The 25,937-nt window shown below is 40.6% G+C and carries 20 protein-coding genes; 6 read left to right on the forward strand and 14 right to left on the reverse strand.

The window, feature by feature from the left end:
* Positions 1-51 precede the first annotated feature (51 nt).
* A complete protein-coding gene (locus tag Xbed_RS09515; protein ID WP_086112695.1) occupies positions 52-387 on the forward strand; it encodes a phage tail fiber protein in 336 nt (111 codons plus the stop codon).
* A gap of 175 nt (positions 388-562) precedes the next feature.
* Here the strand turns inward: Xbed_RS09515 and Xbed_RS09525 are convergent, their stop codons facing one another.
* Both Xbed_RS09525 and msrB read right to left on the reverse strand, forming a co-directional pair.
* On the reverse strand, positions 563-832 hold the full coding sequence (locus Xbed_RS09525; RefSeq protein ID WP_086112696.1) for a YeaC family protein: 270 nt from the start codon (positions 830-832) through the stop codon (positions 563-565).
* A 143-nt stretch (positions 833-975) separates the two neighbouring features.
* A complete protein-coding gene (gene msrB / locus Xbed_RS09530; protein WP_086112697.1) occupies positions 976-1,389 on the reverse strand; it encodes a peptide-methionine (R)-S-oxide reductase MsrB in 414 nt (137 codons plus the stop codon).
* Positions 1,390-1,730: 341 nt separating this feature from the next.
* Here msrB and gapA point away from each other — a divergent pair, with 341 nt between their 5' ends.
* Both gapA and Xbed_RS09540 read left to right on the forward strand, forming a co-directional pair.
* Entirely contained in the window at positions 1,731-2,726 is a 996-nt protein-coding gene (gene gapA / locus Xbed_RS09535; RefSeq protein ID WP_086112698.1) for a glyceraldehyde-3-phosphate dehydrogenase, read from the forward strand.
* Between the two features lie 142 nt (positions 2,727-2,868).
* Positions 2,869-3,765 carry a D-hexose-6-phosphate mutarotase gene (locus tag Xbed_RS09540; protein WP_086112699.1) on the forward strand — a complete coding sequence of 299 codons (897 nt, stop codon included), beginning with the start codon at positions 2,869-2,871 and terminating at the stop codon, positions 3,763-3,765.
* 152 nt (positions 3,766-3,917) lie between these two features.
* Here the strand turns inward: Xbed_RS09540 and fadD are convergent, their stop codons facing one another.
* The 3 genes from fadD to yoaA all read right to left on the reverse strand — a co-directional run bounded on the left by fadD (position 3,918) and on the right by yoaA (position 8,711).
* A complete protein-coding gene (gene fadD, locus Xbed_RS09545) occupies positions 3,918-5,609 on the reverse strand; it encodes a long-chain-fatty-acid--CoA ligase FadD (protein WP_086112700.1) in 1,692 nt (563 codons plus the stop codon).
* 407 nt (positions 5,610-6,016) lie between these two features.
* Positions 6,017-6,712 carry a tRNA (adenosine(37)-N6)-threonylcarbamoyltransferase complex dimerization subunit type 1 TsaB gene (gene tsaB, locus Xbed_RS09550; protein ID WP_086112701.1) on the reverse strand — a complete coding sequence of 232 codons (696 nt, stop codon included), beginning with the start codon at positions 6,710-6,712 and terminating at the stop codon, positions 6,017-6,019.
* An 82-nt stretch (positions 6,713-6,794) separates the two neighbouring features.
* Positions 6,795-8,711, reverse strand: coding sequence for a DNA repair helicase YoaA (gene yoaA / locus Xbed_RS09555; protein ID WP_086112702.1), 1,917 nt, complete (start codon positions 8,709-8,711; stop codon positions 6,795-6,797).
* A 100-nt stretch (positions 8,712-8,811) separates the two neighbouring features.
* Between yoaA and Xbed_RS09560 the strand changes: the two genes are divergently transcribed.
* The gene (locus Xbed_RS09560) at positions 8,812-9,156 is read left to right on the forward strand and encodes a RidA family protein (protein WP_086112703.1); all 345 of its coding nucleotides are present in this window, start codon (positions 8,812-8,814) and stop codon (positions 9,154-9,156) included.
* Between the two features lie 105 nt (positions 9,157-9,261).
* Here Xbed_RS09560 and mdtI read toward each other — a convergent pair whose 3' ends face one another.
* The 3 genes from mdtI to zwf all read right to left on the reverse strand — a co-directional run bounded on the left by mdtI (position 9,262) and on the right by zwf (position 12,017).
* Positions 9,262-9,594, reverse strand: a complete 333-nt coding sequence (mdtI, locus tag Xbed_RS09565; RefSeq protein WP_086112704.1) for a multidrug/spermidine efflux SMR transporter subunit MdtI — start codon at positions 9,592-9,594, stop codon at positions 9,262-9,264.
* 1 nt (position 9,595) lies between these two features.
* Positions 9,596-10,006, reverse strand: a complete 411-nt coding sequence (gene mdtJ, locus Xbed_RS09570; protein ID WP_086112705.1) for a multidrug/spermidine efflux SMR transporter subunit MdtJ — start codon at positions 10,004-10,006, stop codon at positions 9,596-9,598.
* 535 nt (positions 10,007-10,541) lie between these two features.
* Positions 10,542-12,017: a glucose-6-phosphate dehydrogenase gene (gene zwf, locus Xbed_RS09575; protein WP_086112706.1), complete on the reverse strand. Its 1,476-nt coding sequence runs from the start codon at positions 12,015-12,017 to the stop codon at positions 10,542-10,544.
* 414 nt (positions 12,018-12,431) lie between these two features.
* On the opposite strand from zwf, the gene Xbed_RS09580 reads away from it, so the two are divergent.
* Together Xbed_RS09580 and pyk are read left to right on the forward strand one after the other, a co-directional pair.
* Positions 12,432-13,280, forward strand: a complete 849-nt coding sequence (locus Xbed_RS09580; protein WP_086112707.1) for a MurR/RpiR family transcriptional regulator — start codon at positions 12,432-12,434, stop codon at positions 13,278-13,280.
* Between the two features lie 163 nt (positions 13,281-13,443).
* Positions 13,444-14,886 (forward strand): pyruvate kinase, encoded by a 1,443-nt coding sequence (gene pyk / locus Xbed_RS09585; RefSeq protein WP_086112708.1) that lies wholly within the window; start codon positions 13,444-13,446, stop codon positions 14,884-14,886.
* A gap of 202 nt (positions 14,887-15,088) precedes the next feature.
* Here the strand turns inward: pyk and Xbed_RS09590 are convergent, their stop codons facing one another.
* From Xbed_RS09590 to Xbed_RS09615, 6 genes are all read right to left on the reverse strand, one after another.
* A complete protein-coding gene (locus tag Xbed_RS09590; RefSeq protein WP_086112709.1) occupies positions 15,089-16,681 on the reverse strand; it encodes an Ig-like domain-containing protein in 1,593 nt (530 codons plus the stop codon).
* A 10-nt stretch (positions 16,682-16,691) separates the two neighbouring features.
* Positions 16,692-18,050 (reverse strand): hypothetical protein, encoded by a 1,359-nt coding sequence (locus tag Xbed_RS09595; RefSeq protein WP_086112710.1) that lies wholly within the window; start codon positions 18,048-18,050, stop codon positions 16,692-16,694.
* Between the two features lie 124 nt (positions 18,051-18,174).
* Positions 18,175-19,677, reverse strand: a complete 1,503-nt coding sequence (locus Xbed_RS09600; protein WP_086112711.1) for a hypothetical protein — start codon at positions 19,675-19,677, stop codon at positions 18,175-18,177.
* Positions 19,678-19,757: 80 nt separating this feature from the next.
* Positions 19,758-21,350 (reverse strand): hypothetical protein, encoded by a 1,593-nt coding sequence (locus tag Xbed_RS09605; protein ID WP_086112712.1) that lies wholly within the window; start codon positions 21,348-21,350, stop codon positions 19,758-19,760.
* A 257-nt stretch (positions 21,351-21,607) separates the two neighbouring features.
* Positions 21,608-23,614 carry a hypothetical protein gene (locus tag Xbed_RS19975; RefSeq protein ID WP_086112713.1) on the reverse strand — a complete coding sequence of 669 codons (2,007 nt, stop codon included), beginning with the start codon at positions 23,612-23,614 and terminating at the stop codon, positions 21,608-21,610.
* Positions 23,615-23,896: 282 nt separating this feature from the next.
* Positions 23,897-25,937: Ig-like domain-containing protein (locus Xbed_RS09615; protein WP_139837476.1), on the reverse strand; the 2,041-nt coding region annotated here is incomplete at its 5' end.

A 25,937-nucleotide genomic window follows, 5' to 3' on the forward strand; every position in this document is an offset into this window, starting at 1 on the left:
AACGCGGGATTGTTCTCACTATGCACCATCACCAATCATGAGACCATATATATGACCTTTGTTGAACCCGCGGGCAGAATCGGATATCTGGGTTTTGGTAGCAGCGTGAATCTCAGTAACATGATAATCAGGAATGACAGGGCAGATTGCCATTTGATACTACAGAAAAATGGCGTCTCATTTAACAATCGTGAGATTTTGATATTGGGACAAAACTGCTACCGTGATAACAGTGGCTATATACGACAATCTTCCCCTATCATCCAAATCTTCCCCGACGGCACATTTACCACCAATGACGAATCAAAGGCTGCCACAGTCTCCAAACTTGGCCTTGGTCATTACAGGATCACCGGTGTTCTGGGCTATATAGCAGAATCAGTATAATTTGGCGCAATCAATATGTTCCATAAACAGTTCATCCACCGAGTATCTTTCTCGTCTTCTTATCGCTTTTGCTCCGGCCCATTTGAGTTCGATAGGATTCAAATCGGGGCTGTAAGATGGGCGCCATTCCCATTGGCATCCGCTATCTGCTATCGCTTGGCATGACCATTGATGACTAGAGTTTATTAATGACACGTATTTCGGACTGGAAAGTCGCTTTCAACTCTTGTTTGCTTTTTATACTAATTTGCCCATCCGTACCAATCGTCATATGTTCAGGATCATGATTATGCCTGGCTTGCCAAAGCATCACCGCCTGTAAGCTATGTTCCTTTTGTTCTGGCGTGAGTGGTACGCCATCCTGCCACTTACCTAATTCGACCGCCTGAACCAATCGCTGATAAATTTCGGGTGTCATGGCAGAAAGTAAATCATCCAACTTCATCAATATTCCTTAACGGCTATTTGCAGTTATTACACGATTGTACTTAATTCAACACAGTGCTATTCAACACAAAGCTGAATCGTTTCTATGTGATTACTGAAGCCAATGGTGTCATTTAAATTTAAAAACACGCCAAAATGGCATTAACCTGCTGTTTCTTCACCCGTTTCTTGAGCAATAAAACGCAGTGCGGCTGAATTAATACAAAAACGTTCTCCTGTTGGTTTGGGTCCATCAGGAAAAACGTGCCCCAAATGTGCCCGACAATGGCTGCAACGCACCTCTATTCGGTGCATATTATGCGAATAATCATCAAGATAAGTAATCGACTCATCGTTGATCGGCTGGTAAAAACTCGGCCATCCACATCCAGAATCAAATTTAGTCTCAGAAACAAATAATGGCTGCCGACAACACAAGCAATGGTAAATACCGCTTTGTCTGTTATGCAGCAGTTTTCCCGAAAAAGGCGGCTCAGTGCCCGCTTCTTGGGTAACGTGGCGCTGCATGGCACTAAGCTGCTCTACTGCAAGGGAAATATTTTGACTTTTAGTCATAATGACCACCTTTTAAGGTCAATATTTTCAATAAAAAATCATCGAAAACAACAAAAAATCAACATAAGAATGTCAAGATGCATTCTAACCCATTCAACATAGCAATTTACTTTACTAATTGTGATAAGTCTCACATATCTAACCTATGGTAACTTTCAATATCGCCCTATACCCCGATAATGGGGGCGTAGAGCTTGTCCCGGTTGTATAGCAAGCGTTCAGATAGTGATTATTAAATTGATCTTTTTCAATTGTTGACACGATTCCGCTTGACGGCTGACAAGATTTTGGTAACTTTAGAAACAACTTTTAATTCACTAAAACATAGCTGGTGGAATACTATGACTATCAAAGTAGGTATTAACGGTTTTGGTCGTATCGGACGTATTGTTTTCCGTGCTGCACAAGAGCGTTCAGACATTGAGATCGTTGCTATCAATGATCTGTTGGATGCAGAGTACATGGCTTACATGCTGAAATACGATTCAACCCATGGCCGCTTCAACGGTACTGTTGAAGTTAAAGAAGGTCAGTTGGTTGTTAACGGCAAAACCATCCGCGTTACATCTGAAAGAGATCCAGCTAACCTGAAATGGAACGAAGTCGGTGCTGATGTTGTTGCAGAAGCAACCGGTATCTTCCTGACTGACGAAACGGCACGTAAGCACCTCGCGGCGGGCGCGAAAAAAGTGGTTCTGACTGGCCCATCCAAAGACAACACCCCGATGTTCGTTATGGGTGTTAACCACAATGCCTATGCAGGTCAGGACATCGTTTCTAACGCATCTTGCACCACTAACTGCCTGGCTCCACTGGCTAAAGTTATCAATGACAAATTTGGCATTGTTGAAGGTCTGATGACGACTGTTCACGCAACGACAGCCACTCAGAAAACCGTTGACGGCCCTTCTGCAAAAGACTGGCGTGGCGGCCGTGGCGCGGCACAGAACATCATCCCATCTTCTACCGGCGCAGCAAAAGCAGTCGGTAAAGTGATCCCGGAATTGAACGGCAAACTGACCGGTATGTCTTTCCGTGTTCCTACTCCTAACGTTTCTGTTGTTGACCTGACTGTTCGTCTGGAAAAACCAGCAACTTACGCAGAAATCTGTGACGCAATCAAAGAAGCTGCGGAAGGCGATCTGAAAGGCATTCTGGGCTACACTGAAGATGACGTTGTTTCTACTGATTTCAACGGCGAAAAACTGACTTCTGTATTTGATGCAAAAGCCGGTATCGCCCTGAACGACAACTTTGTAAAACTGGTTTCTTGGTATGACAACGAAACGGGTTACTCCAACAAAGTTCTGGATCTGATCGCGCATATTTCTAAATAATCGCGCTTTGTCCATATTTAAGAGCCACCCAATTACGGGTGGCTTTTTATATTTCCAAATTTATATTTTAAAAATATTGCGCTATTCTTGTGCTCTAGTACCAACACAATGACCTATCCAGACTTACATAAGGTTATGACAAATGCTTGATAAAATTTTTTCATTACCCGTTGTAGAGCAAATATCTCCTTATATCAGTCAACGGGATATCGATGGCTTCCCTCTGATTGTGGTGTCCCATCCTAAAGCTCGCGGTGCGATCAGTATTCAGGGAGCACATTTACTTACATGGCAGCCTAGTGGCGAAAAACCAATATTATGGTTAAGTGACAAAACAGCCTTTCAAGCAGGTACTGCAATTCGGGGAGGAATTCCCATCTGTTGGCCGTGGTTTGACCCATCTGCGGCTCCCAGTCACGGCTTCGCCAGAATATTGCCTTGGGAACTCAAGGCACACTATGAGAATGAAAACGGTGTTATTTTGACATTTACTCTTCAGGATAACGCATATACCCATAAATTATGGCCACATGAATTCACGTTAATTGCCCGTTTTAAATTAGGGGAAACCTGCGAAATAGAGCTGGAATGTCACGGTGAATATCAGGCTACCAGCGCCCTTCACTCTTACTTCAATGTCAGTGACATCAGTCAAATTCGAGTCAGTGGGCTGGGTGCTCATTTCATTGATACGGTTGCAGACAGAGAAATTACAGACAGAAAACAATACGCCCACGAAGATTTAATTTTCAAGGGACGAACGGATCGCATTTATACGGAACCCGACGATTTCAGCTTATTGAGAGACACTCAGTGGAAACGAACAATTGAAATACACCACTACCACCATAGCGATGTCGTGTGCTGGAACCCTGGTGCTACACTCTCCAGTAGTATGAAAGATATGGGACAAGAAGGTTATAAAAATATGGCCTGTATCGAAACAGCACGTATCAATAGCCCATTGCAACCCCAAAATGGCAATCCTGACAGGCTTTCTGTTATTATCCGCAGCCGCAAAATTCCTGCCGGTGATTAGATAAGGAATAAACCAGAGATGAGTCAACTGAAAATATCATTCTCTTAGCCATTCATCAGATGTAAGCAACTCAGATGTAAGCAACTCAGATGTAAACAACAACGCCAGTAAAAAACCGGCGCTGTTGATGGGGGGTAGAGCAATAAACCTGCTCAATTTGTGGCGGCATTATCCACTTTTGCCAATTCTTCATTGCGTAGTTCTTTGCGAAGAATTTTACCTACATTGGATTTTGGCAACTCATCGCGGAATTCAATGAGTTTCGGCACCTTATATCCTGTCAGGTAACGACGGCAATGCGTTTTAAGTTCATCCTCAGTCAGACTGGGATCTTTGCGCACTACAAAGACTTTGACCGTCTCTCCTGAGTTTTTATTTGGAACGCCCACGGCTGCCGACTCCAACACTTTGGGATGGGAGGAAACAATATCTTCCACTTCATTTGGATAGACATTAAATCCAGAAACCAAAATCATGTCTTTTTTCCGATCAACAATGTGGAAAAAGCCTTTTTCATCTACGCTGGCAATATCCCCGGTTGCCAACCAGCCGTCTTTCAATACCTCATCCGTCGCATCAGAGCGGTTCCAGTAGCCTTTCATTACCTGTGGCCCACGCACCCACATTTCACCGGCTTCACCCGGTAAAACTTCATTCCCCTCATTCCCAACCAACTTAATTTCTGTTGAAGCAACAGGGAAACCAATGCTGCCACTGTAATAAGTCAAATTATGGGGGTTAGCTGAAACCAACGGGGAACATTCGGTCAGCCCATAACCTTCCAATAGGTGACGGCCAGTCAGGTTCTGCCATTTTTCGGCCACCACCCTTTGTACCGCCATGCCGCCACCAACAGATAAGCGTAATGAGGAGAAGTTCAGCTTCTGGAATTCCGGGTTATTCAACCAGGCATTGAATAGCGTATTAACACCTGATAGCGCAGTGAAGCGATAACGCGATAGTTCTTTGACCGTGCCATGTATGTCACGGGGGTTGGTAATCAACAGATTTTGCCCGCCCAGTTCAATAAAGAACAGGCAGTTTATCGTCAAAGCAAAGATATGGTATAACGGCAATGCAGTGACAACTAACTCCTGCCCTACCCCCAATAACGGAGAATAACAGGCTTTGGCCTGTTCGAGGTTTGCCAGCATGTTACGGTGAGTCAGCATCGCACCTTTTGCCACGCCTGTCGTTCCCCCCGTATATTGCAGGAATGCCAAATCTTCACCTTGCACATCCGGTTTGACATACTGCATACGGTAGCCTTTGTGCATGGCGCTACGGAATGAGATGGCATCAGGTAAATGATATTTTGGCACAAGCCGCTTAACATATTTGACGACAAAATCAACCAAGGTTCCTTTTGGACGAGAGAGTTGGTCGCCCATACGCGTTAAAATAACGTGTTTGACTTTGGTGTTGAAGACAACTTTTTCTAGGGTATGAGCAAAGTTTGAAACGATAACAATAGCAGATGTTCCACTATCATTAAGCTGATGTTCCAATTCACGTGGGGTATAGAGCGGATTGACATTGACGACTATCATCCCTGCCCGCAAAATGCCAAACAGGGCAACGGGATATTGCAGCAGATTCGGCATCATCAATGCCACACGATCGCCTTTTTTCAGCCCTAATCCATTCTGTAAATAAGCAGCAAAGGCACGGCTACGCTCTTCCAGTTTACGGAAAGTCATCACCTCGCCCATATTGATAAATGCGACTTGATCGGCATAACGCGCCACAGCATTCTCAAACATTTCAATCAACGACGAATAACGGTCGGGATCGATCTCTGCCGGAACATCTGCCGGATAATGTTTTAGCCAGACTTTTTCCAAGTTGAATACTCCTGAAATCTAATTGCGGTGTCACCACTGACCATAAAACAAACCAGACCTGTATATTTAACAAATTATTAACTCAGCGTACCAGTTTGAAAAGAAACAATGTTCAGGTTGGCGATGCACATCACTAAATTAATACAATCAATTGCGGCAAAAAATAAGGCAGCTTCTGCCGCCTATGCTATTTTTATTTATTTATCAATAAGTTAATTCCTTGATTAACCTCTGGATTTATAATATGTTGATTATACATTGATTTACTACTTTTTGGTCTAAGTCCACACTATATATTCCAAATGGCTATAATCAGGGTAACCCTGTGAAATTTGATCATACTAACTACAATTAAACTAGCTATAAACCAAACAAACTATAATCAATGGATTTCAGACAGAATTTATTTAACGACCGGGTAATTTTTTCCATGTGACTTCATTACGTAAGTAAACAGGTTCAGCATGTTCAACCAACGTCGCTTCTCCTGCTTCCCACATCTGGATCGCCAGTGGCAACATATCTTCCGCATGAGGCAAGGTAATATCACTGGTTACCAGTGTTAAATGGCTATCCAATAATTGAGGATAGGCTTCCCATCCCGTTCCAGCAATGGCCCATTCACCAGACAAGGAACTCATCATCTCTTGTGCTTGTTCAGGTTTCAAAACTGCTTCTGTTTCATCACCTTGCCATTCACCCTGTAAATTACGGCTGTATTGCCCCCAATAGATCTCCCCCATGCGCGCATCAATGGCAACCAGAACGTTTGTCGCCCCTTTTAGGCGAAAGGCACCTTGTGCCATCGTTTTCAGAGAAGAAATACCCAGCATCGGCAATTCAGCGCCCAATGCCAGCCCCTGGGCAATACCGACACCAATCCGCACCCCCGTAAAACTACCCGGCCCACGACCAAATGCCAGTACATTCAGTTGTTGCAGACTCACGTTGCCTTTCGATAATACATTTTGAACCATCGGTAAAATACGTTGAGTGTGCTCGCGTGGGGAAATCTCAAACTGTGCCTCTACGACACCTTCATTCCAAAGTGCAACAGAACAGGCTTCGGTTGCAGTATCAATAGCTAAAATTCGCGTGGACATGCCTTAACTCCGGCAAGAAAAGTATTCGAAACAAGGGGGCTATACTACCATAATTACCATAACCCCCATAACCCCAACAATTTTACTCGGGCTGTGATGGGTGTGATTTCAGAAATGCCACTGCTTTTGATAAATCACGGGTACGAAGCGCAGGCGGCAGGCTGTTAAGAAATACCTCGCCATATGGGCGCATCACCAACCGGTTATCACAAATAACCACAACGCCATAATCATCAATATCGCGAATCAAGCGCCCGACCCCTTGCTTCAAACTGATTACCGCATCGGGAAGCTGGACTTCATTAAACGCATCTCCGCCCTTAAGCTGACAATCTTCAATGCGGGCTTTCAGTAGCGGATCATCCGGCGCCGTAAAGGGTAATTTATCAATAATGACACAGGACAGTGCATCACCACGGACATCCACCCCTTCCCAAAAGCTACCCGTCGCTACCAGCAAGGCATTACCTGCGGAGATGAATTGAGACAACAATTGCCCCTTGCTCGTTTCTCCCTGTACCAATACCGGTAATGTCATACTGGCACGGAACTCTTCCGCCAGGCTGCGCATCATTTGATGGGAGGTACAGAGGAAAAAGCAGCGGCCTTTATTGCTTTCAATCAGCGGCTTTAACATACGTGCCAACCACTTTGCTCCACCCTGCTGATTAGGTGATGGTAAATGACGGGGAACACACAGTAACATCTGACGCTGATAATCAAACGGGCTGGGCAGAAGCAGCGTCTGAGCCTGTTTCAACCCCAAACGTTCTGTGAAATGATCAAGCTGTTCATTAACCGACAGGGTTGCTGACGTAAAAATCCAACAACCGGATTGCTCCCGGAGCATTTCACTGAATTTATCTGAAACAGATAATGGCGTTAATGCCAGCAAAAAATGCCGGCCATAACTTTCGAACCAGTAGCTGAAATTAGGAATGCTGACGTCAATAAGACGTTTAAGGCGATTACGATAAACAGTGGCCCGTTCAAACGCCGCATCCAGCATAGCTGAACGTCCTAAAGAGAGCTTCATCACGTCATAACAAAGCTCCAGGGCATCATCCAACCGCACAAGTGACCGCTGAACTTGTTGCTGCTGCAGGGCTTCACGGAGGTTGCCCCGATAGCTGTTTTCTCCCAACGATAAACGAAAATCCTGCGCACTTTGGCTGAGGCGGTCTGCACTTTTTTGTAGTTGGGCCTGATCCCGGACTTCAGTCCGATAAGCCATAATGATATCCCTTGAGAGATCCATCAATTGGCGGCTACTTAACTGCTGGCCAAAATACTGGCTGGCAATATCGGGAATTTGGTGCGCCTCGTCGAAAATGACCACATCGGCTCGCGGGATTAACTCGCCAAACCCGGTATCCTTAACCACCATATCCGCCATAAATAAATGGTGATTCACGATCACCACATCTGCTTCCATGGCTTTGCGACGGGCTTTAAGGACGAAACATTCCTGATAGCGAGGACAATCACTGCCAAGACAATTATCATTCGTACTGGTGACCAATGGCCAGACAGTGCTGTCTTCCGCTACTTGGTGGCAAGTACTGATATCCCCCTCATCCGTATGGGCTGACCAGTGTCTCAGCTTGATCACATCCGCCAATATTTCAGCCTCCAATTGCGAATTGCCGACTGACTGTTGTTCCAGGCGCTCAAGACATAAGTAATTTGCACGCCCTTTTAACAGCGCCAAATGCCCCGTAAATTCCAAAGCATCAACAATGGTAGGCAGATCCCGATTGTAGAGCTGATCCTGCAATGCCTTGGAGCCAGTAGAAATGATCACTTTCTTGCCGGAACGCAAAGCAGGCACTAAATAAGCAAATGTTTTACCGGTTCCCGTTCCTGCCTCCACAACCAATTGCTGTTGTTTTTCGATTGCCATCGCAATAGCTGAAGACATTTCTCGCTGGGCATCACGCGGCTTAAAACCCGTTATGGCTTTGGCAAGTATGCCATTTTTCGCAAAATCGTCTGACACGAACTGTCTCTTTCAATAAAATGTGGCAGAATTATGCCAATACTGAGTTGTAATAACCACCCGGTTCAGCAAAAAACTGTATGAATTAACAGGAGATTTAATGACTATTAAACGCATTGATCCAGATACTCGTTGGTCAGAAGCGGTCGTTCACAATGACACCATTTATTATACCAGCGTACCCGAAAAGCTGGATGGCGATATTACAGAGCAAACCACCGATACACTGACAGCCATTGATACCTTGTTACATCGTCTTGGGTCAGATAAGAGTAAGATCTTGGATGCTACCATTTTTCTGGCGGACAAGGCTGATTTTGCCGGCATGAATGCTGCCTGGGATGCCTGGGTGGTTGCCGGAAGCGCTCCTGTCCGCTGTACCGTTCAGGCTGCATTGATGAACCCAAAGTATAAAGTAGAAATCAAAATTATCGCCGCTTTATAATCTGTATTCATCTGAAAAAACAGAGCATTGAACGAGCGATGACTCGCTCAATGCCCTGATGGAAATGCATGTATAAAATGAAGTTTAAGGTATGGGACGCAAAAATTAAGCCATCTTAATCATAAGCATGCCAATCAATAGCAATACAATACCGCCCCATCCCTTAAAATTCAGTCGTTGATTAAACATTATCCAGCCTGCGGCGACTGTAGCAATAATGCCAAATGCTCCCCACAGAGCATAAGCAATAGAAAGCTCAATGCCTTTCACGGCCTGAGCCAACGCACTGAATGCGCCCAAAACAGCGACCAGAGATAAAACACCGATCCAAAAGCGCTGAAAGCCATTGGATAATTTCAATAAAATGTTCGCCACAATTTCCAAAACAACCGCCAGTACCAGAAACGCGCCATGCCACCATTCAAATTGAGTCAACATATTATGCCTCCTTCATTTGCTTGTTTAAGGCATTGTTTGAGACATTATTTGAGGATTTACTTGAGGAATTGTTTGAAGAGCTGCCTGATGCTTTTTTCGACCCTATTTTGATCAAAGCAATGCCTGCCATCAGCAATACCAATCCAGCCATTTTCATCAATGACAGAGATTCGTTGAACCACACGACACTAAAAGTCGTGATAAACAGGATACCAATACCTTCCCATAAGGCATAAGCCACGCCCAATGCCACTTTTTTCACGGCAATTGCCAGCAAAATATAAGACGTTGTGATCATGGTGTACATCACGATCATACCGGTAAAATCACCCGAAACGCTGGCGTGTTTCATTGACAGAGTGCCTGTCACTTCTGCCACAATCGCCAGTGCAAGAAATATCCAATAAATCATTTTTTTTTCTCCTGAACATACTGATAAGCATGCCAAGATATCAAGCTATAAATGCCAACAGAAACGGCTGCAAATACAATGAGATAATGTCAGAATCAAACTGACGTCTTAGCGAAATATTTTGGCAAATAAGAATGACCGGTGAAGAACCGGTTAACAGGAGAAGGCACTAAAGAGCGCCGCACCAATAGTGCTCACTGGATAAGATAGCTGAAAGGAAAAAAACGTGGGTACAACGTTGAATTTTATTACTATGTTGAATGTTGACGCTTTTGGCGCTATTCATGATTTTTTCATTCTTTCATCACACGATAACAACTGTGCAATAGACTAAGAACCCTCATATTGGTGGCGTTAATGAAGGAATATTTCTATCATAGCTTAAAATAAAAAGCAATGATTTGTATTTGTTGATAGTTTTTGGTTTTAAACAGTGGGATAGATTATGCCGTATCACATGAAACAACATCAGCCGGACATTAAGCCCGGCTGTGACTTTAATGAGTGAATTCAGGACAACCCAAATAACACCTCGTTATTCAAACTCATTCCACGAACGCCCATCGCGGGTAATCATGGCGATAGAGGCCACGGGTCCCCAAGTGCCCGCCTGATAAGGCTTCGGGGGTTCATTATCCGCCGCCCACGCTTCCATAATGGAATCCACCCACTTCCATGCTTCTTCCACTTCATCACGACGGACGAATAATGCCTGAATGCCACGCATAGCTTCCAACAACAATCTTTCATAAGCATCAGCAAGATGCGTTTGATTGAAGGTTTCAGAAAAACTCAGATCCAATTTGGTCGTTTGCAAACGGTGTTTATGTTCTAATCCCGGCGCTTTATTCAATACCTCGATATCAATGCCTTCATCTGGCTGCAAACGGATAGTCAATTTGTTCTGTGGTAATTGTTGGTAAGACTCAGCAAACAGGTTCAGCGGAGGCTGTTTGAAATAGACGACAACCTCAGAGCATTTAGCCGGCAAACGTTTCCCTGTTCTCAAGTAGAAAGGGACGCCAGACCAGCGCCAGTCATCAATATCAACACGAATCGATACAAACGTTTCCGTTTTACTGACCTTATTCGCCCCCTCTTCTTCCAGATAACCGGGCACTTTCTTGCCATGCACAAAACCGGCAGTATATTGCCCGCGAACCGTTTTCTCCCGCACGTTCGTCTGATCAATCCGACGCAATGAACGCAACACTTTCACTTTCTCGTCACGAATGCGATCGGCCGTCAGGTCAGCAGGTGGAGACATGGCAATCATTGTCAGAATTTGCAGGAGATGATTCTGGATCATGTCACGCATCTGCCCTGCCTGATCAAAATACCCCCAGCGCCCCTCAATGCCGACTTCTTCTGCAACAGTGATTTGCACATGATCAATCGTGCGGTGATCCCAGTTATTGACGAAAAGGGAGTTGGCAAAACGCAGGGCCAACAGGTTCAATACAGTTTCTTTACCCAAGTAATGGTCAATGCGATAAATTTGACTTTCATTGAAATATTTTGCAACTTCATCATTGATGGCTTTGGAAGAAGCGAGATCTGTGCCCAGCGGCTTTTCCATCACCACGCGATTGGGCTCCTTATTCAGTCCCGCAACCCCCAACCCGTGACATACTGAGCCAAAGGTATTTGGCGGCATGGCAAAATAATGGATGGCCGGCAAGTTATCCTTATTAAGTACTTTTGCCAATTCGGTGAAATGTTCTGTCTCATTAACGTCCAAATTACAGAATTCCAGACGTGAACTCAGTTTCTTCCACAATTCAGTATCCAGTTTCTCGGACATAAATGTCGTCAACGCTTCTTCAACGACTTTGGTATAGGCTTTTTTATCCCAGTCGGCCCGACCGACACCAATAATGCGGGTATCAGGATGGATATAACCCGCTTTTTCTAACTGGTAAAGGGAAGGCATTAATTTCCGGCGTGCTAAGTCTCCTTTAGCCCCAAAAATTACCAAATCACAAGCCTGAGCTGTAGACGTCACCGCCATTGTTGCATCTCCTCAATTACGGGATATTGTAATTTTTTTACAGAACCTGCGAGTAATGTACTCTTTTGGTTATAAGCAGTAAACATTGATTATTCGTATACACCCTGCGTCTTTTAAATTGCCGTTTGACTGCAATATAGGATCCGTTGAAAAAAAACGATTCAAATTTTCTTCATGCAACGTTTATTGGTCAAAATTTGTCGCTACTAGTGGCAAGAAACTGTAAGTTTCTAACGTTTACGAAGTAATATTACTAAGTTGAAAGTTAGACACTGGTCATACTTTCATGAAAAATCGCCTGTTATCCGGTTATTGCCACTGCCAGCGTGCAATAACAAGTAGTATATTTTCACCAAAATGACATAGATTTCTCCTGTTAATGAAATCGTTAAAACCGAGGTTAAACCGCGTTTTATGAACATACTGGAACGGCTCCAAAATAGTCTTGATGTTTTGAGTAAGTCAGAGAAAAAGGTTGCGCAGGTCATTCTTGCTTCACCACAGACTGCCATCCATTCAAGTATCGCCACTCTGGCTAAAATGGCGAATGTGAGCGAACCTACGGTTAATCGTTTTTGTCGTCGCCTGGATACCAAAGGATTTCCTGATTTTAAACTGCATCTGGCACAAAGCCTTGCCAATGGCACACCTTATGTCAATCGTAACGTAGAAGAAAGTGACAGCGTCACCTCTTATACTCATAAAATTTTCGAATCTGTTATGGCGAATCTGGAAACGGTCAAAAGTAATCTGGATATTGCGGTAATGAACCGGGCGGTTGATCTGCTGACACAGGCCAGAAAACTCTCTTTTTTCGGCTTGGGGGCCTCAGCCGCTGTCGCCCATGATGCCATGAACAAGTTTTTTCGCTTCAATATTCCGGTGACCTATTTTGACGATATTGTGATGCAACGCATGAGCTGCATTAACAGTACCGACGGCGATGTGGTTGTACTGATTTCCCATACCGGAAGAACAAAAAACCTGGTGGAAATCGCTAAACTGGCCCGCGAGAATGATGCAACGGTGATCGCCATTACCTCTACCGGCTCCCCGTTGGCATACGAAGCGACCCTCTCCATTCTGCTGGACGTTCCTGAAGATACAGATATCTATATGCCGATGGTCTCAAGAATTGCTCAACTTACCATCATAGATGTGCTGGCAACCGGTTTTACACTGCGTCGAGGCTCAAAATTCAGGGATAACTTGAAGAGGGTCAAGGAAGCATTGCGCAATTCGCGGTTTGATAAGCATGAATAAACCAGAAAATAGACTGTGTTTTTGTTCACTATTTATCAACTCTCCAGACTGATAGCATAGGTAGACTTTCCCTCATCTGCATATTCGCAGTATGGGGTTAATAGTCAGTAAATTAATGGTTATTCTACAGTAACCGAAACTTCACAGGTCAACGGAGTAATACATGTCCAAACGGCTCAGAAGAACAAAAATCGTCACTACACTTGGCCCGGCTACAGATCGTGACAACAATCTAGAAAAAGTTATCAACGCGGGCGCCAATGTCGTCCGCCTTAATTTTTCTCATGGTACTGCGGAAGATCATATCCAACGTGCCAATAAAGTGCGCGAAATTGCTGCTCGTTTAGGCTGCCACGTTGCTATCCTCGGTGATCTTCAAGGCCCCAAAATCCGCATATCCACGTTCAAAGAAGGAAAAATCTTCCTCAATATTGGGGATAAATTCCTGCTGGATGCCAATTTGGGCAAAGGAGAAGGAGATAAAGAAAAAGTCGGTATTGACTATAAAGGTCTACCGTCTGATGTCACGGCCGGTAATATCCTGCTACTGGATGATGGACGAGTACAATTGAAGGTTCTGGATGTTCAGGGCATGAAAGTATTCACGCAAGTCACGGTAGGAGGCCCACTCTCTAACAATAAAGGCATCAATAAACTGGGTGGCGGATTATCAGCCGAAGCACTGACGGCAAAAGACAAAGAAGATATTATTACCGCCGCCAAAATTGGGGTGGATTACCTGGCGGTTTCTTTCCCTCGTTCAGGTGAAGATCTGAATTATGCCCGCCGCCTCGCACGCGATGCAGGCTGTGAAACCCAAATCGTTGCCAAAGTTGAGCGGGCGGAAGCCGTCAGCAGTGACGAAATTATTGATGAAATCATTTTGGCGGCGGATGTTGTTATGGTTGCTCGCGGTGATCTTGGGGTTGAAATCGGCGATCCTGAGCTGGTCGGTGTACAGAAGAAGCTGATCCGCCGCGCCCGACAACTGAATCGTGTCGTAATTACCGCCACACAAATGATGGAATCCATGATCACTAACCCAATGCCGACCCGCGCTGAAGTTATGGACGTTGCCAACGCAGTGCTGGATGGCACGGATGCGGTTATGCTTTCAGCCGAAACAGCGGCGGGTCAATACCCGGCGGAAACCGTTGCAGCCATGGCGCAAGTCTGTTTGGGGGCGGAAAAGATGCCGAGCATCAATATTTCCAAACATCGGCTGGATATTACCTTCGATAGCATCGAAGAAGTGATTTCCATGTCTACCATGTATGCCGCCAATCACCTGAAGGGGGTCAAAGCCATTATTGCCATGACGGAATCAGGACGCACGGCTCGCATGATGTCCCGCATCAGCTCTGGCCTGCCTATTTTCTCCATGTCACGCCATGAACCGACTTTAAACCGTACCGCGCTTTATCGTGGTGTCACCCCGGTTTATTGCAGCACACACACTGACGGGATCGCGGCGGCAAGCGAAGCAGTTACCCGCCTACGCGATAGAGGCTACCTCACCTCTGGAGATTTAGTACTGGTGACTCAGGGCGATCAAATGAGAACCATTGGCAGCACCAATACCTGCCGCATACTTGAAGTTGAATAATGGGTTATTCATCAGGACAAATGACAAGGGGCATTATATGCCCCTTATTGTAATCTACCTTATTTGCTATTTTTCCCAATTTTATCATCATTCATGCAGAATAAAAATACGATGGGTTCAGATAAAATTACGTCTGTGTATTGGTATTGGTGTTTATGATAATGTAGCCACTCATACGGGCTGGATAAAACATGAATATTTCCTAGTGATTATTATTAGAATCTGTGTCACTGTCCATCATATCACCATTAATCCCAAGCTCTCTAATATACCAATGATCTTTACTCTGATTCTGCCTGATGAAGTATTGTTCATTATCAATAAGAAATGGAACTTGATATTGATAAATAGTATCCCACATCCCGTGAGTCATAGAACGCTCAGAACGCTCCAACGTTCCCTCTTTATTCATACGAGAAATAAACCATTGATTATTACTATATTTTTGGCCTGAGCGAAAATGTTCATCACGAAATGAATATGAAAACTGACAATCAAAATAATCGTCATAATTACCAGATCCTGTCAACTTACCTATAGTTCCATACGTATCCAATTCATAGATAAAAAAAGCGTTATTAACACGTGTTTGACCATAAATATATACCTTCTCTTTTATTGAAAAGGAAAATGTAGCTTCATAAAAATCATCCCGATGACCATTATCTGTTATTATACCTATTTTTCCATTCGGATGGATATTCTGTATAATATAAGGATACCCCCCACTACTACTTTTATCTTTACTATGAAGGTAAATAAATTGATTACCTCTATTTGCATATGCAAAACCTACATCATAAGAGTTATCCCAATATCCACTATCTATGATTTCTTTATGTCCTTTTTCATCCAGTTTCGCGATCATCCAATAGGATTTATACGTAACTTGTGATGTATTGATAAGATTTTTCGCCAGTCCGAAAATATATTGTTCTTTCCCAAGAACAAAAGGAAAGAGTAAATCATAAAAATGTGTCCATTTCTGTCCAGTGGATGTTTGCTCTCCCATTTTTCCACCTGAGAGAAGCTGGTGCACCGTCACCAGATGATCACATTGACGCTGGCGCAAAAGATACAGTTGATTATTGATGGAATAGGTAAATATTGATCTAATGTAGATGCCATCGCTGGGAGGAGACGTTTCACAATCCAGATTAAGCTGAAAATGGACTGGTGTTGTTGCATTAACGGCTTGGTCGGTATCTAACATCCCCGTGAGTGTTACAGCTTCCCCATCTTTATTTGTGTCATAGAGTTCAAAACTGACCATTCCTGATGTATCAGTGGTAACCGTGGTAGCCTTAATTGCACTACCTTTCTCAAAAGATGCTGAGTCTGTAACGTTCAGCTTTAGATTGCGATTAGCAATATTTGCCCCTGAACCTGTTCCTGTGAGGATCGCCCTGACCTTATTACTCTGCACACCATCAGCCATCGCATTATCATGAATGACCTTAAAGTTCAGCGTATAATTTGCCACGGCCTTAAAATGGTAGGATTGTACACCAATTTGTTGACCGCTTTCATGAAGAGTGATGGTCAACTGTCCATCCCCTCCAGCACTCGAACCTGCAATCAAAACAGTACACATTCCTGAACTATCTGTGGAAGTTTGAAATGTCGTTTGCCCTATATCCTGACCATTGACAATAAAGCTGCCTAATGAGCATTCAAGATTTAAAACGACATTACCTAGATTTATGTTTCCTTCGCGCACTAAAAACTGAATGTTAGTCGCCGGTCTTTCTTGATAGGTGGTATCAGATTGAGAAAATATCACGTTAATACTCATATAGCCTCACTTAAAATGTAAGAGGGTCAATAAAAACAATAGTGTTATTAATTGGGTCCATGGAAACACCGGTCACACTTACCGTAAAATTAGAGCGAACCGCTTTCTTAGTTTTCAATTTATAAACCAATATATTATTAACATCAGGATGGGTTATTTCTAAAATATGACCTCCATTGTTAATCATAATATCAGTACTATCAAAACTGACGGTAATCCCGGTAACAGCAGGTTTTTTTAAGGTAAATTGAATAAGAAGTTCACACTCACAGATCCCGTCTGCGACACCATAAGAACTATAGGTATAAGATATCATTCCGTCTGAAGATGACTTCCAATTCGCAAAACTCAAGGGAACATTATAGGCAATAACCGGATTATCATAGTTAAGGCTTAAGACACTGTTTTTGGTAATGTCATCACTATAGATATATAGATACCCTACACCTTTATCATTTGTAGTTATTTCGGTATTGGTGATACCATTATTAAAATAAGCATTTGTTAGCTGCGCATTTAATTTGTTATTAGGTTCCGTATAAATTATGGCGGATAAAAGCGGTTTTATATCAGGAAATTTATTAATCCTACCAGCAATGTTTTTAGTTGTTTGTACTTTAACATTAATCGTATCCAAATCTTCTAATAGTGTAACCTGAGTATAATCAGAGATTATCTGTTTATTCGTAATGGAAAAATTTGCAATAAAAGAATCGGCTTCAATAAAGTCAAATTTATTTATAGAAAAGTCATAATCCTTATAACCATTCTGTATATCTTTAGGAAGCAATGGTAGGCTTGCAGAGGACAAAGATTTCAATTCCGAGCCGTCTTTTTTCAAAGATTCAATGGTAATAACCATATTGTCATAATCTACTAATCCTGTAAATTTCGCCCTAATCTTAATAGCCCCTTCAGACTTTATTGTGCGTAAATCCAGTGTAGAGTTTTTAGCATCAAGAAATATTACTTCATTGCCAGATGTATTCATATTACAAGATCCTGTAAAAGTGATGTTTGATTTTAATGAGTAACGTTGATTATTAATTAATTCTGTTACCGTATATTCAGCTTCGTATAAACCAGATACCTCTATCTCGCTAACATGAAACAATAGAAGATGATAATTCCGTTTGAGCTTATCTGGTGTAATCGTATAAGGAACACTTTTCACCTTGGTATTTGTGTCATTTTTTAGATAAATAACGCCTTCTATTTTATCTTCCACCTCTGCCTTATCATATTTATCCACCTGCATCAATATATATTGACTACCCATAGCTCTGACATCAGAAATATTAATTTTACCATTCCCATAATCCTGAGGGAACTGAGGTGCCGGTAGAAGATTTGTATCCAGAACACTCATAAAAACCTCTCTAATAAAATAATTTTAAATGACATCTCAAAATTGTAGAACACTCCCTAACTCCCGCTATACTGGGAGTTAGGGCTCTTCATAAATGTAATGTATCACTATTATAAAAAGGCACTTAGAACACAACAATATGCCCTGACCAGATACCTCCATATGTCACGTCAATATCATTATCATTTCCGATTTGATAATCAAAGTAAATTTCTCCATCATGGTATGGAAAAGCTAAGTTATTATTCAATAAATCATAGGGTATACCAAATGTTAATATAGCTGTTTCACCACCTGATTTATCGGGTTGGTATGGCATATTTCCTTTGAAACTATGTGTTATTGTTCTGGTGCTAGAGTTAATATATAAATTTAAAATTATTTCTGAACCCAGTTTAACTTTGGTATTATCCGTTTTATCATTAGTTCCTGTTATTTTAACAAACAAGCCTGCATCACCAAGATTGTGTTCATGATTGGAGACCTTTTGGTTATTAATGCCGCCATCCTGTTCAATAGGAACATTGAAGCTAGAGTAAACCTTACAAGGTTCATAGGTTCTATCAATATCATTCCACGGTTGGTTTTTTCTTCCTCTATAAATAACATCAGTAGGACTGGATTTAGCGATTACATTGTCACTTGGTTTAATTAACAAATAAGATAGTTTTGATGGTTCATCTTTTTTGAAAATAAAATAAGGTAACGCCTTTAAACAGGGTTCACTTTCATTATTACTAAGGATTCTGATGTAGTACTTATATTCATCGTTAACAAAAAATAACAAAAAATCACCTAACTTATGATCATCACACGGTGACATATCTACCCAGAATTTACTTTCGCCTTCTGACTTTATATTATCGTTAATGGCGGTTACTATATTTAAAGGTTGCCGATAATCTTTAAAATCATCAACAAATATAAATATAGGATCATTAGCAAATTTAAAGTCGGTTGATTTTGGTATGGTAGAAGATAATTGAATAATTGGTGACGTTGCTTTTTTCGGGGAAATATAAAATTCCAACTTTCCTTCTTCATCTGAATTTATGAAAATACCCTGATGGTTATCAAATTCATGAATTTCTATTTTTGTGGTTTTATCAGCATGGTAAATGTTTATTTCTTTTAACTGATTAGTGATATTGGATTTTATAAATACAGGTACTCCTGATAATGATTTTCCATTTTTATCTCTTAAAATTGTATGAATTTTAGTTAATATAGAGCCAATTTGAGAGTCGGTAAATGAGATTGGAATAACTAAACATGGGTTATCAATATGTAATCTCACTGAATCCGAATCAATAGTTCTTGCTGTGGATTGTAAATTTTTAGATGGAAAACCGGTTGACGATGTTTTTACACTAAAATAAATATTTTCATTTTCTGTTACAGAGTTAGGTACAGTAAGAGTGATTGTTGCTGTCGCCGTTTTTTTACTGTGATCTAGTGTTAAGGGGATAGGGCCAAATGGTACAGTAATATTTTTGTTATTATAAAATGAAATAGTGGAAAGGTCATCAATATTTTCATTAGATGATAGTATTACTGTAAATAAAAATTCTTGTCCTATAATTAAATCGCCATTATCAGGTAGGGAAAATTCAATTGTACCAGCCATGTTTTTATTTCCTTTTTTATTTTATAAAAATTAGATTTAAGAGCGCTGCTACAATCAGCGCTCATATTTATTTTTGTTAATTAATTACCTGTTTCACCAGGGCCTGCAGCCGTTTCAATATTTGAAGTCCATGCCACACCGTATTTCAATAAGTTATCTTGATAGAATTGATAGTCAAAATATATATAACCACGACCTTCTATACCAGAGATATCATCATACTTAATATGAAAAAAAATAGAGTCTGGATTACCAGTGCCACCAATTTCAGCTAAGGACATTTGTTTGGTGTAAGTTTTTTGGAAACTATTATTGTCTGAATTTATATACATTGTCAGAGTAATATCTGTTATATCTAATGGGACGGGATTTATCTCTGCATTCTTATTAATATCATTAGAACGTATAATTTCAATAAATAATCCTTTGTGTTTATATCCAGGATACCTCATTATGGCGTCATAATTAATATAATTCCCCCTACCGGGTTGTAATATGTTATCTGGACCAACGCCAATGCTGGGATGAACTATACAAGGTTCAAATTCTCTTTTAACATCTGCAACAGGTTCATAAGGAATACCGCCTACATAAGTCAACGGTAATGGCTCAGAATATAACGAGTGCCCACTACTTTTAACAACCGTATAAGAAAAATTAGATGGTTCTTCTTGTTTGAAGATAGAATAAGGCAATTTTACACTGTACTGATCCAACTGTGCTTTTATATCCACGAGAGGCACAGCATAGCCAGTATAGATATCATTAACAAAAAACAAAATCACATCACCTACTAATGCGCCATCGTAGCTGCTTACCTCTGTGAGAAAATATGGCACCCCACCATCAGCAGATAAATTACCGATAGTATAACCAAGAATATTTGGTACACCAATAGAATTCATATAACCTGGATTACTGTAATTAACCACATAAAGCGTCTTTTTGGCATAAACATCAAATATATCTGGAATAACTGTTTTTAATTCAAGCATACTCACCAGTGATAATTTAGGATAAAGATAAAATTTAACTAAACCATGACTATCTGAAGTGATCGCTATTCCTTTATTAGGCCCAAGTTTCTCAAGGAGAATCTCATTTTGATTCGCATCCTTAAAATCAAACTCTTCCATTTTATTATGAATTCCTGACGTAATAAATACGGGAGTACCAACCAATACTTTTCCGGATTTACTTTTTAACGTAGTATATATTGATGTGAAATTATGATTTTCTGATGGTTTGGTATTATCTTTAAGTGGTGTTTGCAGATAAGATTTTTCAATAAACAGCGATAATGTCTCTGCATTTATTTCATGCGCAGTACCCGCAAAACTCACCGCCTGAAAACCACTCCCATCGCTAGTAGTTGCATCAGTATGTACTTCAAATTTAATGGGATAACCATCTTGTATGGAGCTATTACCCACTTTTTTCAGTACTGTAAAACTTAACGTTGCAGAACCTTTTTTTGAAGTGGAATCATAGACAATTTTAGCAGAAACCACATTAAAACTTATATTATCACTGGGGTTTTTTATGATTATGTTTTTTAATGGAAGAATTTTTTCATCCGAACTTAATTTTACAACAAAACTAGCATGCTGACCTATAATTAGATCAGCGTTATGTAAAATTGAAATCTCCATTTTATTATTTTTTCCTGACATTTTACCACCTCATATTTAATTAATAATGGTTATAATTAATGGCTATTAAGTTCATCCTATTACATAAATTATTTGTAACAGTTTTATTTTTAACCTCACAAAACAGCGACTCAATATTATACATTGAAAAACTGAATATTCCTTACTCTCCGCAGTGCGGAGAGTAAGTGTGTACCCTACATTTTAAAATGTCATTTATAAAGATGAAGTTATTCGAGTATTCTTATCAGTATGATCCCTAACTTTTTCTTAAAAAATTAACTATTACCTTGACCTTTATCTTGACCTGGACCCGGAACGGTTTCAATAAATCCATTCCAAATTTCACTATATTTCAAATCTTCGCCTTGATAAAATTGATAGTCAAAACTGATATTGCCATTTCCTCTTACATTAACTATATCCAGATAAGGAATATGAAAAAAAACAGAACTTGCATTACCATTACCACCAATTTCATGCAAGGTGGATTGTGCGGTATAAGATGTCATAAAATTTTTGTTCTGTGAATTTATGTACATATTTAAAGTAATATCCGTTATATTTAACGGAACTTGTTGTATCACTGGGGTAGGAGTATTGGTATTGGTATTGGTATTGGTATTGGTATTGGTATTGGTATTGGTATTGGTATTAGAACGTAATACCTCAATAAATAACCCATTATGGGTGTACCCAGGGTATTTCATGATAGAATCATAACTAATATAATTATCCTCTGGTATAATGTTATCAGCATCAACACCAAGGCTGGTATGAACTACGCAAGATACATATTCTCTCTTAGCCTCCGTATCCGCTTCATAAGGAACTCCGCCTACATAAGTCAACGGTAATGGTTCAGAATATAACGCTTGCCCACTTTCTTTAATCACAGTATAAGAAAAATTAGATAGCTCATCTTGTTTAAAGATAGAATAAGGAAGTTCAATATCGTACTGATCTAATTTATTTTTTTTGGAATCAACGGGCACAATATGACCGGTAAAGATACCATTAACAAAAAATAAGATCATATCACCTGGTGATTGGGCATCGTAGCTGCTTACAGCTGTGAGAAAATATGGTACTCCCCCATCTGCAGATAAGCTACCGGAAGCATAACCAAGAATACTTGGCATACCAATAGAATTCATATAGCCTGGGTTGCTGTAATTAACCACATAAAGCATATTTTTAGCAAGGATATCAAATACATTTGGAATAACCATTTTTAAATCAAGTATACTCACCAGTGACAATTTAGGGTAAAGATAAAATTTAACTAATCCATGACTATCTGAAGTTATCGCTATTCCTTTATTAGGCCCAAGTTTCTCAAGGAGAATCTCATTTGTATTATTGGCATCCTTAAAATAAAACTCTTCCATTTTATTATGAATCCCTGACGTAATAAACACGGGGGTACCGACTAACACTTTTCCAGATTTACTTTTTAACGTTGTATATATTGATGTGGAATTATTATTCTCTGATGGCTTAATATTATCTTTAAGTGGTGTTTGCAGATAAGGTCTTGTAATAAAAAGTGCTAATGAATTTACATCAATCTCATTGGCTTGACCTGCAAAAGGTAAAGATTGAAAATCACCTTCACTAGTAACTGCATCAGTATGTACGTCAAAATGAATACTGTCACCCTCTTGTACAGGATTACCACTAACATCTTCCACTGTAAAACTTAATGTTGCAGATGCAGAGAGTGAATTACTTCCATATTTAAGAACAATAGGCTTAGTAATATCTTGATCAAATCTTATATTATTACTGGCATTTTTTATGATTACACTTTTTGCTGGAAGAATAATTTTCTCCGAACTTAATTTTACTGTAAAAATCACGCTCTGCCCTATGACTAAATCAGCCTTCTGAGCAATTGAAATTTCCATTTTATTGTTATTATCTGCTATAACTTTATCTGAGAAAGTTGTAACAGTGAAGCCACTTCCACCTGCAGTCGCATCAGTATCTACGTCAAAATGAATGCTGGCACCCTTTTGTACAGGTACAGTCCCTACTTTCTCAAGCACGGTAAAACTCAATTGTGCCGATGCTTTAATTTCATGATCTTCGTAGACAAGTTTAATAGGCTGAGTAATATCTTGGTCAAACTTTATATTTGGACTGACTTTTTTTATGGTTATGGCTTTGTTAGGATCAATAGGTTTATCAGAGCTTAATGTTACAGTGACATTAACCTTCTTTCCGATAACTAATTTAGCATCTTGATTAATTAAAACTTCTATTTTATTATTGCCCGGCATCTTATCACCTCATAATTTAATTACATTTAGATATAATTTACGATTAATAGATTAAATCGATTTATTTCAATTGGAAATAATTTAATGCTTAAATGGTTTTTTTAAAATATATTAATATATTGAATTGGCATAATAAGTTCAACATCACCTCCTCTGTAACCACTCCATTTTCATGCTCATAGTAAATGTATATAAAAACAAAAGACAATGAAAAAAAGTTATCGACTGATAATTTTTTATTATCACGAGAGACATTACATGACCATTTTGTATTCTTATGGGTTATTGTTCATTATTTGCAAAATAACATAAAACAAGTCCCTCAGATTGATCTTCAAAAGTATTATTTTTAGCATTATAAATTCTGAACCTAATGTTATTATTAGGATCAGAGTCTTTCACTATAAATGCTTCTTCATTGGATATACTTACAGGATGATTATCAAACACTCCCCATTTATATATATTTCCCCATTCGTTATGCAAAGAATACGGATCTGAAGGTTCTTTAGGATTATATACCTCATTATCTGAATATAGGTAACCGACAGAATTAGGAATGTTGTCCTGGCAACTAACATCGTAACTTACACCAACATATCCGTAATTATTGTCCATAGCTGCCAATTTGATAATAGTTATTTCATATTTATGCAATTGAATTTCTCCACTTTTCTTTGTTATTGTCACATTTATTATGGCAGTTCCCGGCGCGTTAAATTGTATTGGTCCGTGATTTCCATCACCAAATGATAGCATCATAGCGCCATATGGCGATTTAATGCTATCAGGTGGCAGGCTATAAACAATTTCAGCGACGTCTTTATCACTAGAAAAGGAATCAGAATTTATTGACGCTCTTAATTCCCCTCGTAACGTTTCAAAAACAGTATGCGGATGACTCTGGCCATTTGTATTATCAAAATATTTATATACACTTTTATTATTATTATTATAAACATACAGCACTCCATCTTGCACTACCGGGCTGAATTCCACTTTATCTGCATCAACTACATCACGTTTCACTTCTGTACCATCAGGTTCCGGTATCTTCAATGTCACCTTGACATTTTCAACACCGACATGGCTCTTCAATCTTGCATATAAGTACCCTGCCCCGTCTGTTTTAAATTTATCATCTTTTGTGGGTGAATAGGCTTCAGGCGGAGGGAGCTTTGATTCTGCAATTTTGTCATGATCATGAACCCAATTCACACCGCTGAATGTGTGATGGGTAATCGGTTCTGTTGTACCTTTTTTGACAATCAATGCTTTATAGCGATACGCCGATAATCCATCACCTTGTAATGGCTTATCTTTATCAAAATTTGTCACTTCAACACTGACAATATCGAACTCCACCGGCGGAGATGCAAAATTCACAGGATCTATACATTGCGCTGGCGACAACGGTTTTCCAACAGCAGGGGCACCCACAACATTCAGACAGACTTTCGCACCTGTAACGGGGGGGTTACCCGCTGGACTTGTCAATTTCGCCTTTACTATTCCACCGGGTTCAACAGACACGGCTCCGGCCGGCGACAAAGCGAGTCCTTGATTGGTTGGGCTTTCAAGCTGCCATTCAAATTTACCCTTATAGTGGTCAATACTATCCGCCGAAGTACCTGATATCGTTGCGGTAAGGTCATATTTTCCACCGGGAAGAACGGTGCCATTCTTTTGTGTTAACTCTATTTTCTGAATCGTTGGCCAATGGAATTCCACATCCACAGACTGCGGTGTTTTAATTCCTTCCACTGAAGCCACTACGGTGACCTTCTGAGCTTGGGTACTCGTCAATGTTGTGGTGGCGTCACCGCTGGCATCGGTTGTGCCGCTGGTTGGGGTCAGTGTCACGCCTTTCTGGGCCGGGTCTTTTATCGTCCAGTTAACCTTCTTATTAGGTTCTGGATTTTTACCCGTGGTATCTTTCACTTTCACTTTCAGGGTATAAGTATTATTCACTAATATCGGGCTGGGTGGTGAAACGGTTATTGGCGATAGCTGTTCCGGTTCGAACGATACCGCCTGTTTTACCTCTACCGCTTTTTGGTTTTCAATCGTGAGTGAAACCGTGATATTCGTTACCGGCTCCGTACTGGTTAAACTTGCCGTGAGTTTCCCGTCGTTATCTGTTATGGGTTCCCACTTCAAATTAAGTCCGGCAATTCCCTTTTTATTGGTATCCCATATTACATGGTTAATTTTTTCATTGCGTACAGGCTGGTTATTACGATCTAAAATCACCGCCGTATAGGTATATTTTTGGACACCATCTGCGGTTAAGTTGTTTTTGGGGTCAACGTCGATAAGGCTG

The organism is Xenorhabdus beddingii, assembly GCF_002127545.1.
GTDB lineage: Bacteria > Pseudomonadota > Gammaproteobacteria > Enterobacterales > Enterobacteriaceae > Xenorhabdus > Xenorhabdus beddingii.

Coding starts and splice junctions, on each gene's coding strand:
- Xbed_RS09600 (WP_086112711.1), bottom strand. CDS start 19,677: ATGGCTGGTACAATTGAATTTTCCCTACCTGATAATGGCGATTTAATT.
- gapA (WP_086112698.1), top strand. CDS start 1,731: ATGACTATCAAAGTAGGTATTAACGGTTTTGGTCGTATCGGACGTATT.
- Xbed_RS19975 (WP_086112713.1), bottom strand. CDS start 23,614: ATGCCGGGCAATAATAAAATAGAAGTTTTAATTAATCAAGATGCTAAA.
- Xbed_RS09590 (WP_086112709.1), bottom strand. CDS start 16,681: ATGAGTATTAACGTGATATTTTCTCAATCTGATACCACCTATCAAGAA.
- Xbed_RS09580 (WP_086112707.1), top strand. CDS start 12,432: ATGAACATACTGGAACGGCTCCAAAATAGTCTTGATGTTTTGAGTAAG.
- mdtJ (WP_086112705.1), bottom strand. CDS start 10,006: ATGATTTATTGGATATTTCTTGCACTGGCGATTGTGGCAGAAGTGACA.
- Xbed_RS09605 (WP_086112712.1), bottom strand. CDS start 21,350: ATGTCAGGAAAAAATAATAAAATGGAGATTTCAATTTTACATAACGCT.
- Xbed_RS09560 (WP_086112703.1), top strand. CDS start 8,812: ATGACTATTAAACGCATTGATCCAGATACTCGTTGGTCAGAAGCGGTC.
- zwf (WP_086112706.1), bottom strand. CDS start 12,017: ATGGCGGTGACGTCTACAGCTCAGGCTTGTGATTTGGTAATTTTTGGG.
- Xbed_RS09525 (WP_086112696.1), bottom strand. CDS start 832: ATGAAGTTGGATGATTTACTTTCTGCCATGACACCCGAAATTTATCAG.
- mdtI (WP_086112704.1), bottom strand. CDS start 9,594: ATGTTGACTCAATTTGAATGGTGGCATGGCGCGTTTCTGGTACTGGCG.
- tsaB (WP_086112701.1), bottom strand. CDS start 6,712: ATGTCCACGCGAATTTTAGCTATTGATACTGCAACCGAAGCCTGTTCT.
- Xbed_RS09515 (WP_086112695.1), top strand. CDS start 52: ATGACCTTTGTTGAACCCGCGGGCAGAATCGGATATCTGGGTTTTGGT.
- Xbed_RS09540 (WP_086112699.1), top strand. CDS start 2,869: ATGCTTGATAAAATTTTTTCATTACCCGTTGTAGAGCAAATATCTCCT.
- msrB (WP_086112697.1), bottom strand. CDS start 1,389: ATGACTAAAAGTCAAAATATTTCCCTTGCAGTAGAGCAGCTTAGTGCC.
- Xbed_RS09595 (WP_086112710.1), bottom strand. CDS start 18,050: ATGAGTGTTCTGGATACAAATCTTCTACCGGCACCTCAGTTCCCTCAG.
- pyk (WP_086112708.1), top strand. CDS start 13,444: ATGTCCAAACGGCTCAGAAGAACAAAAATCGTCACTACACTTGGCCCG.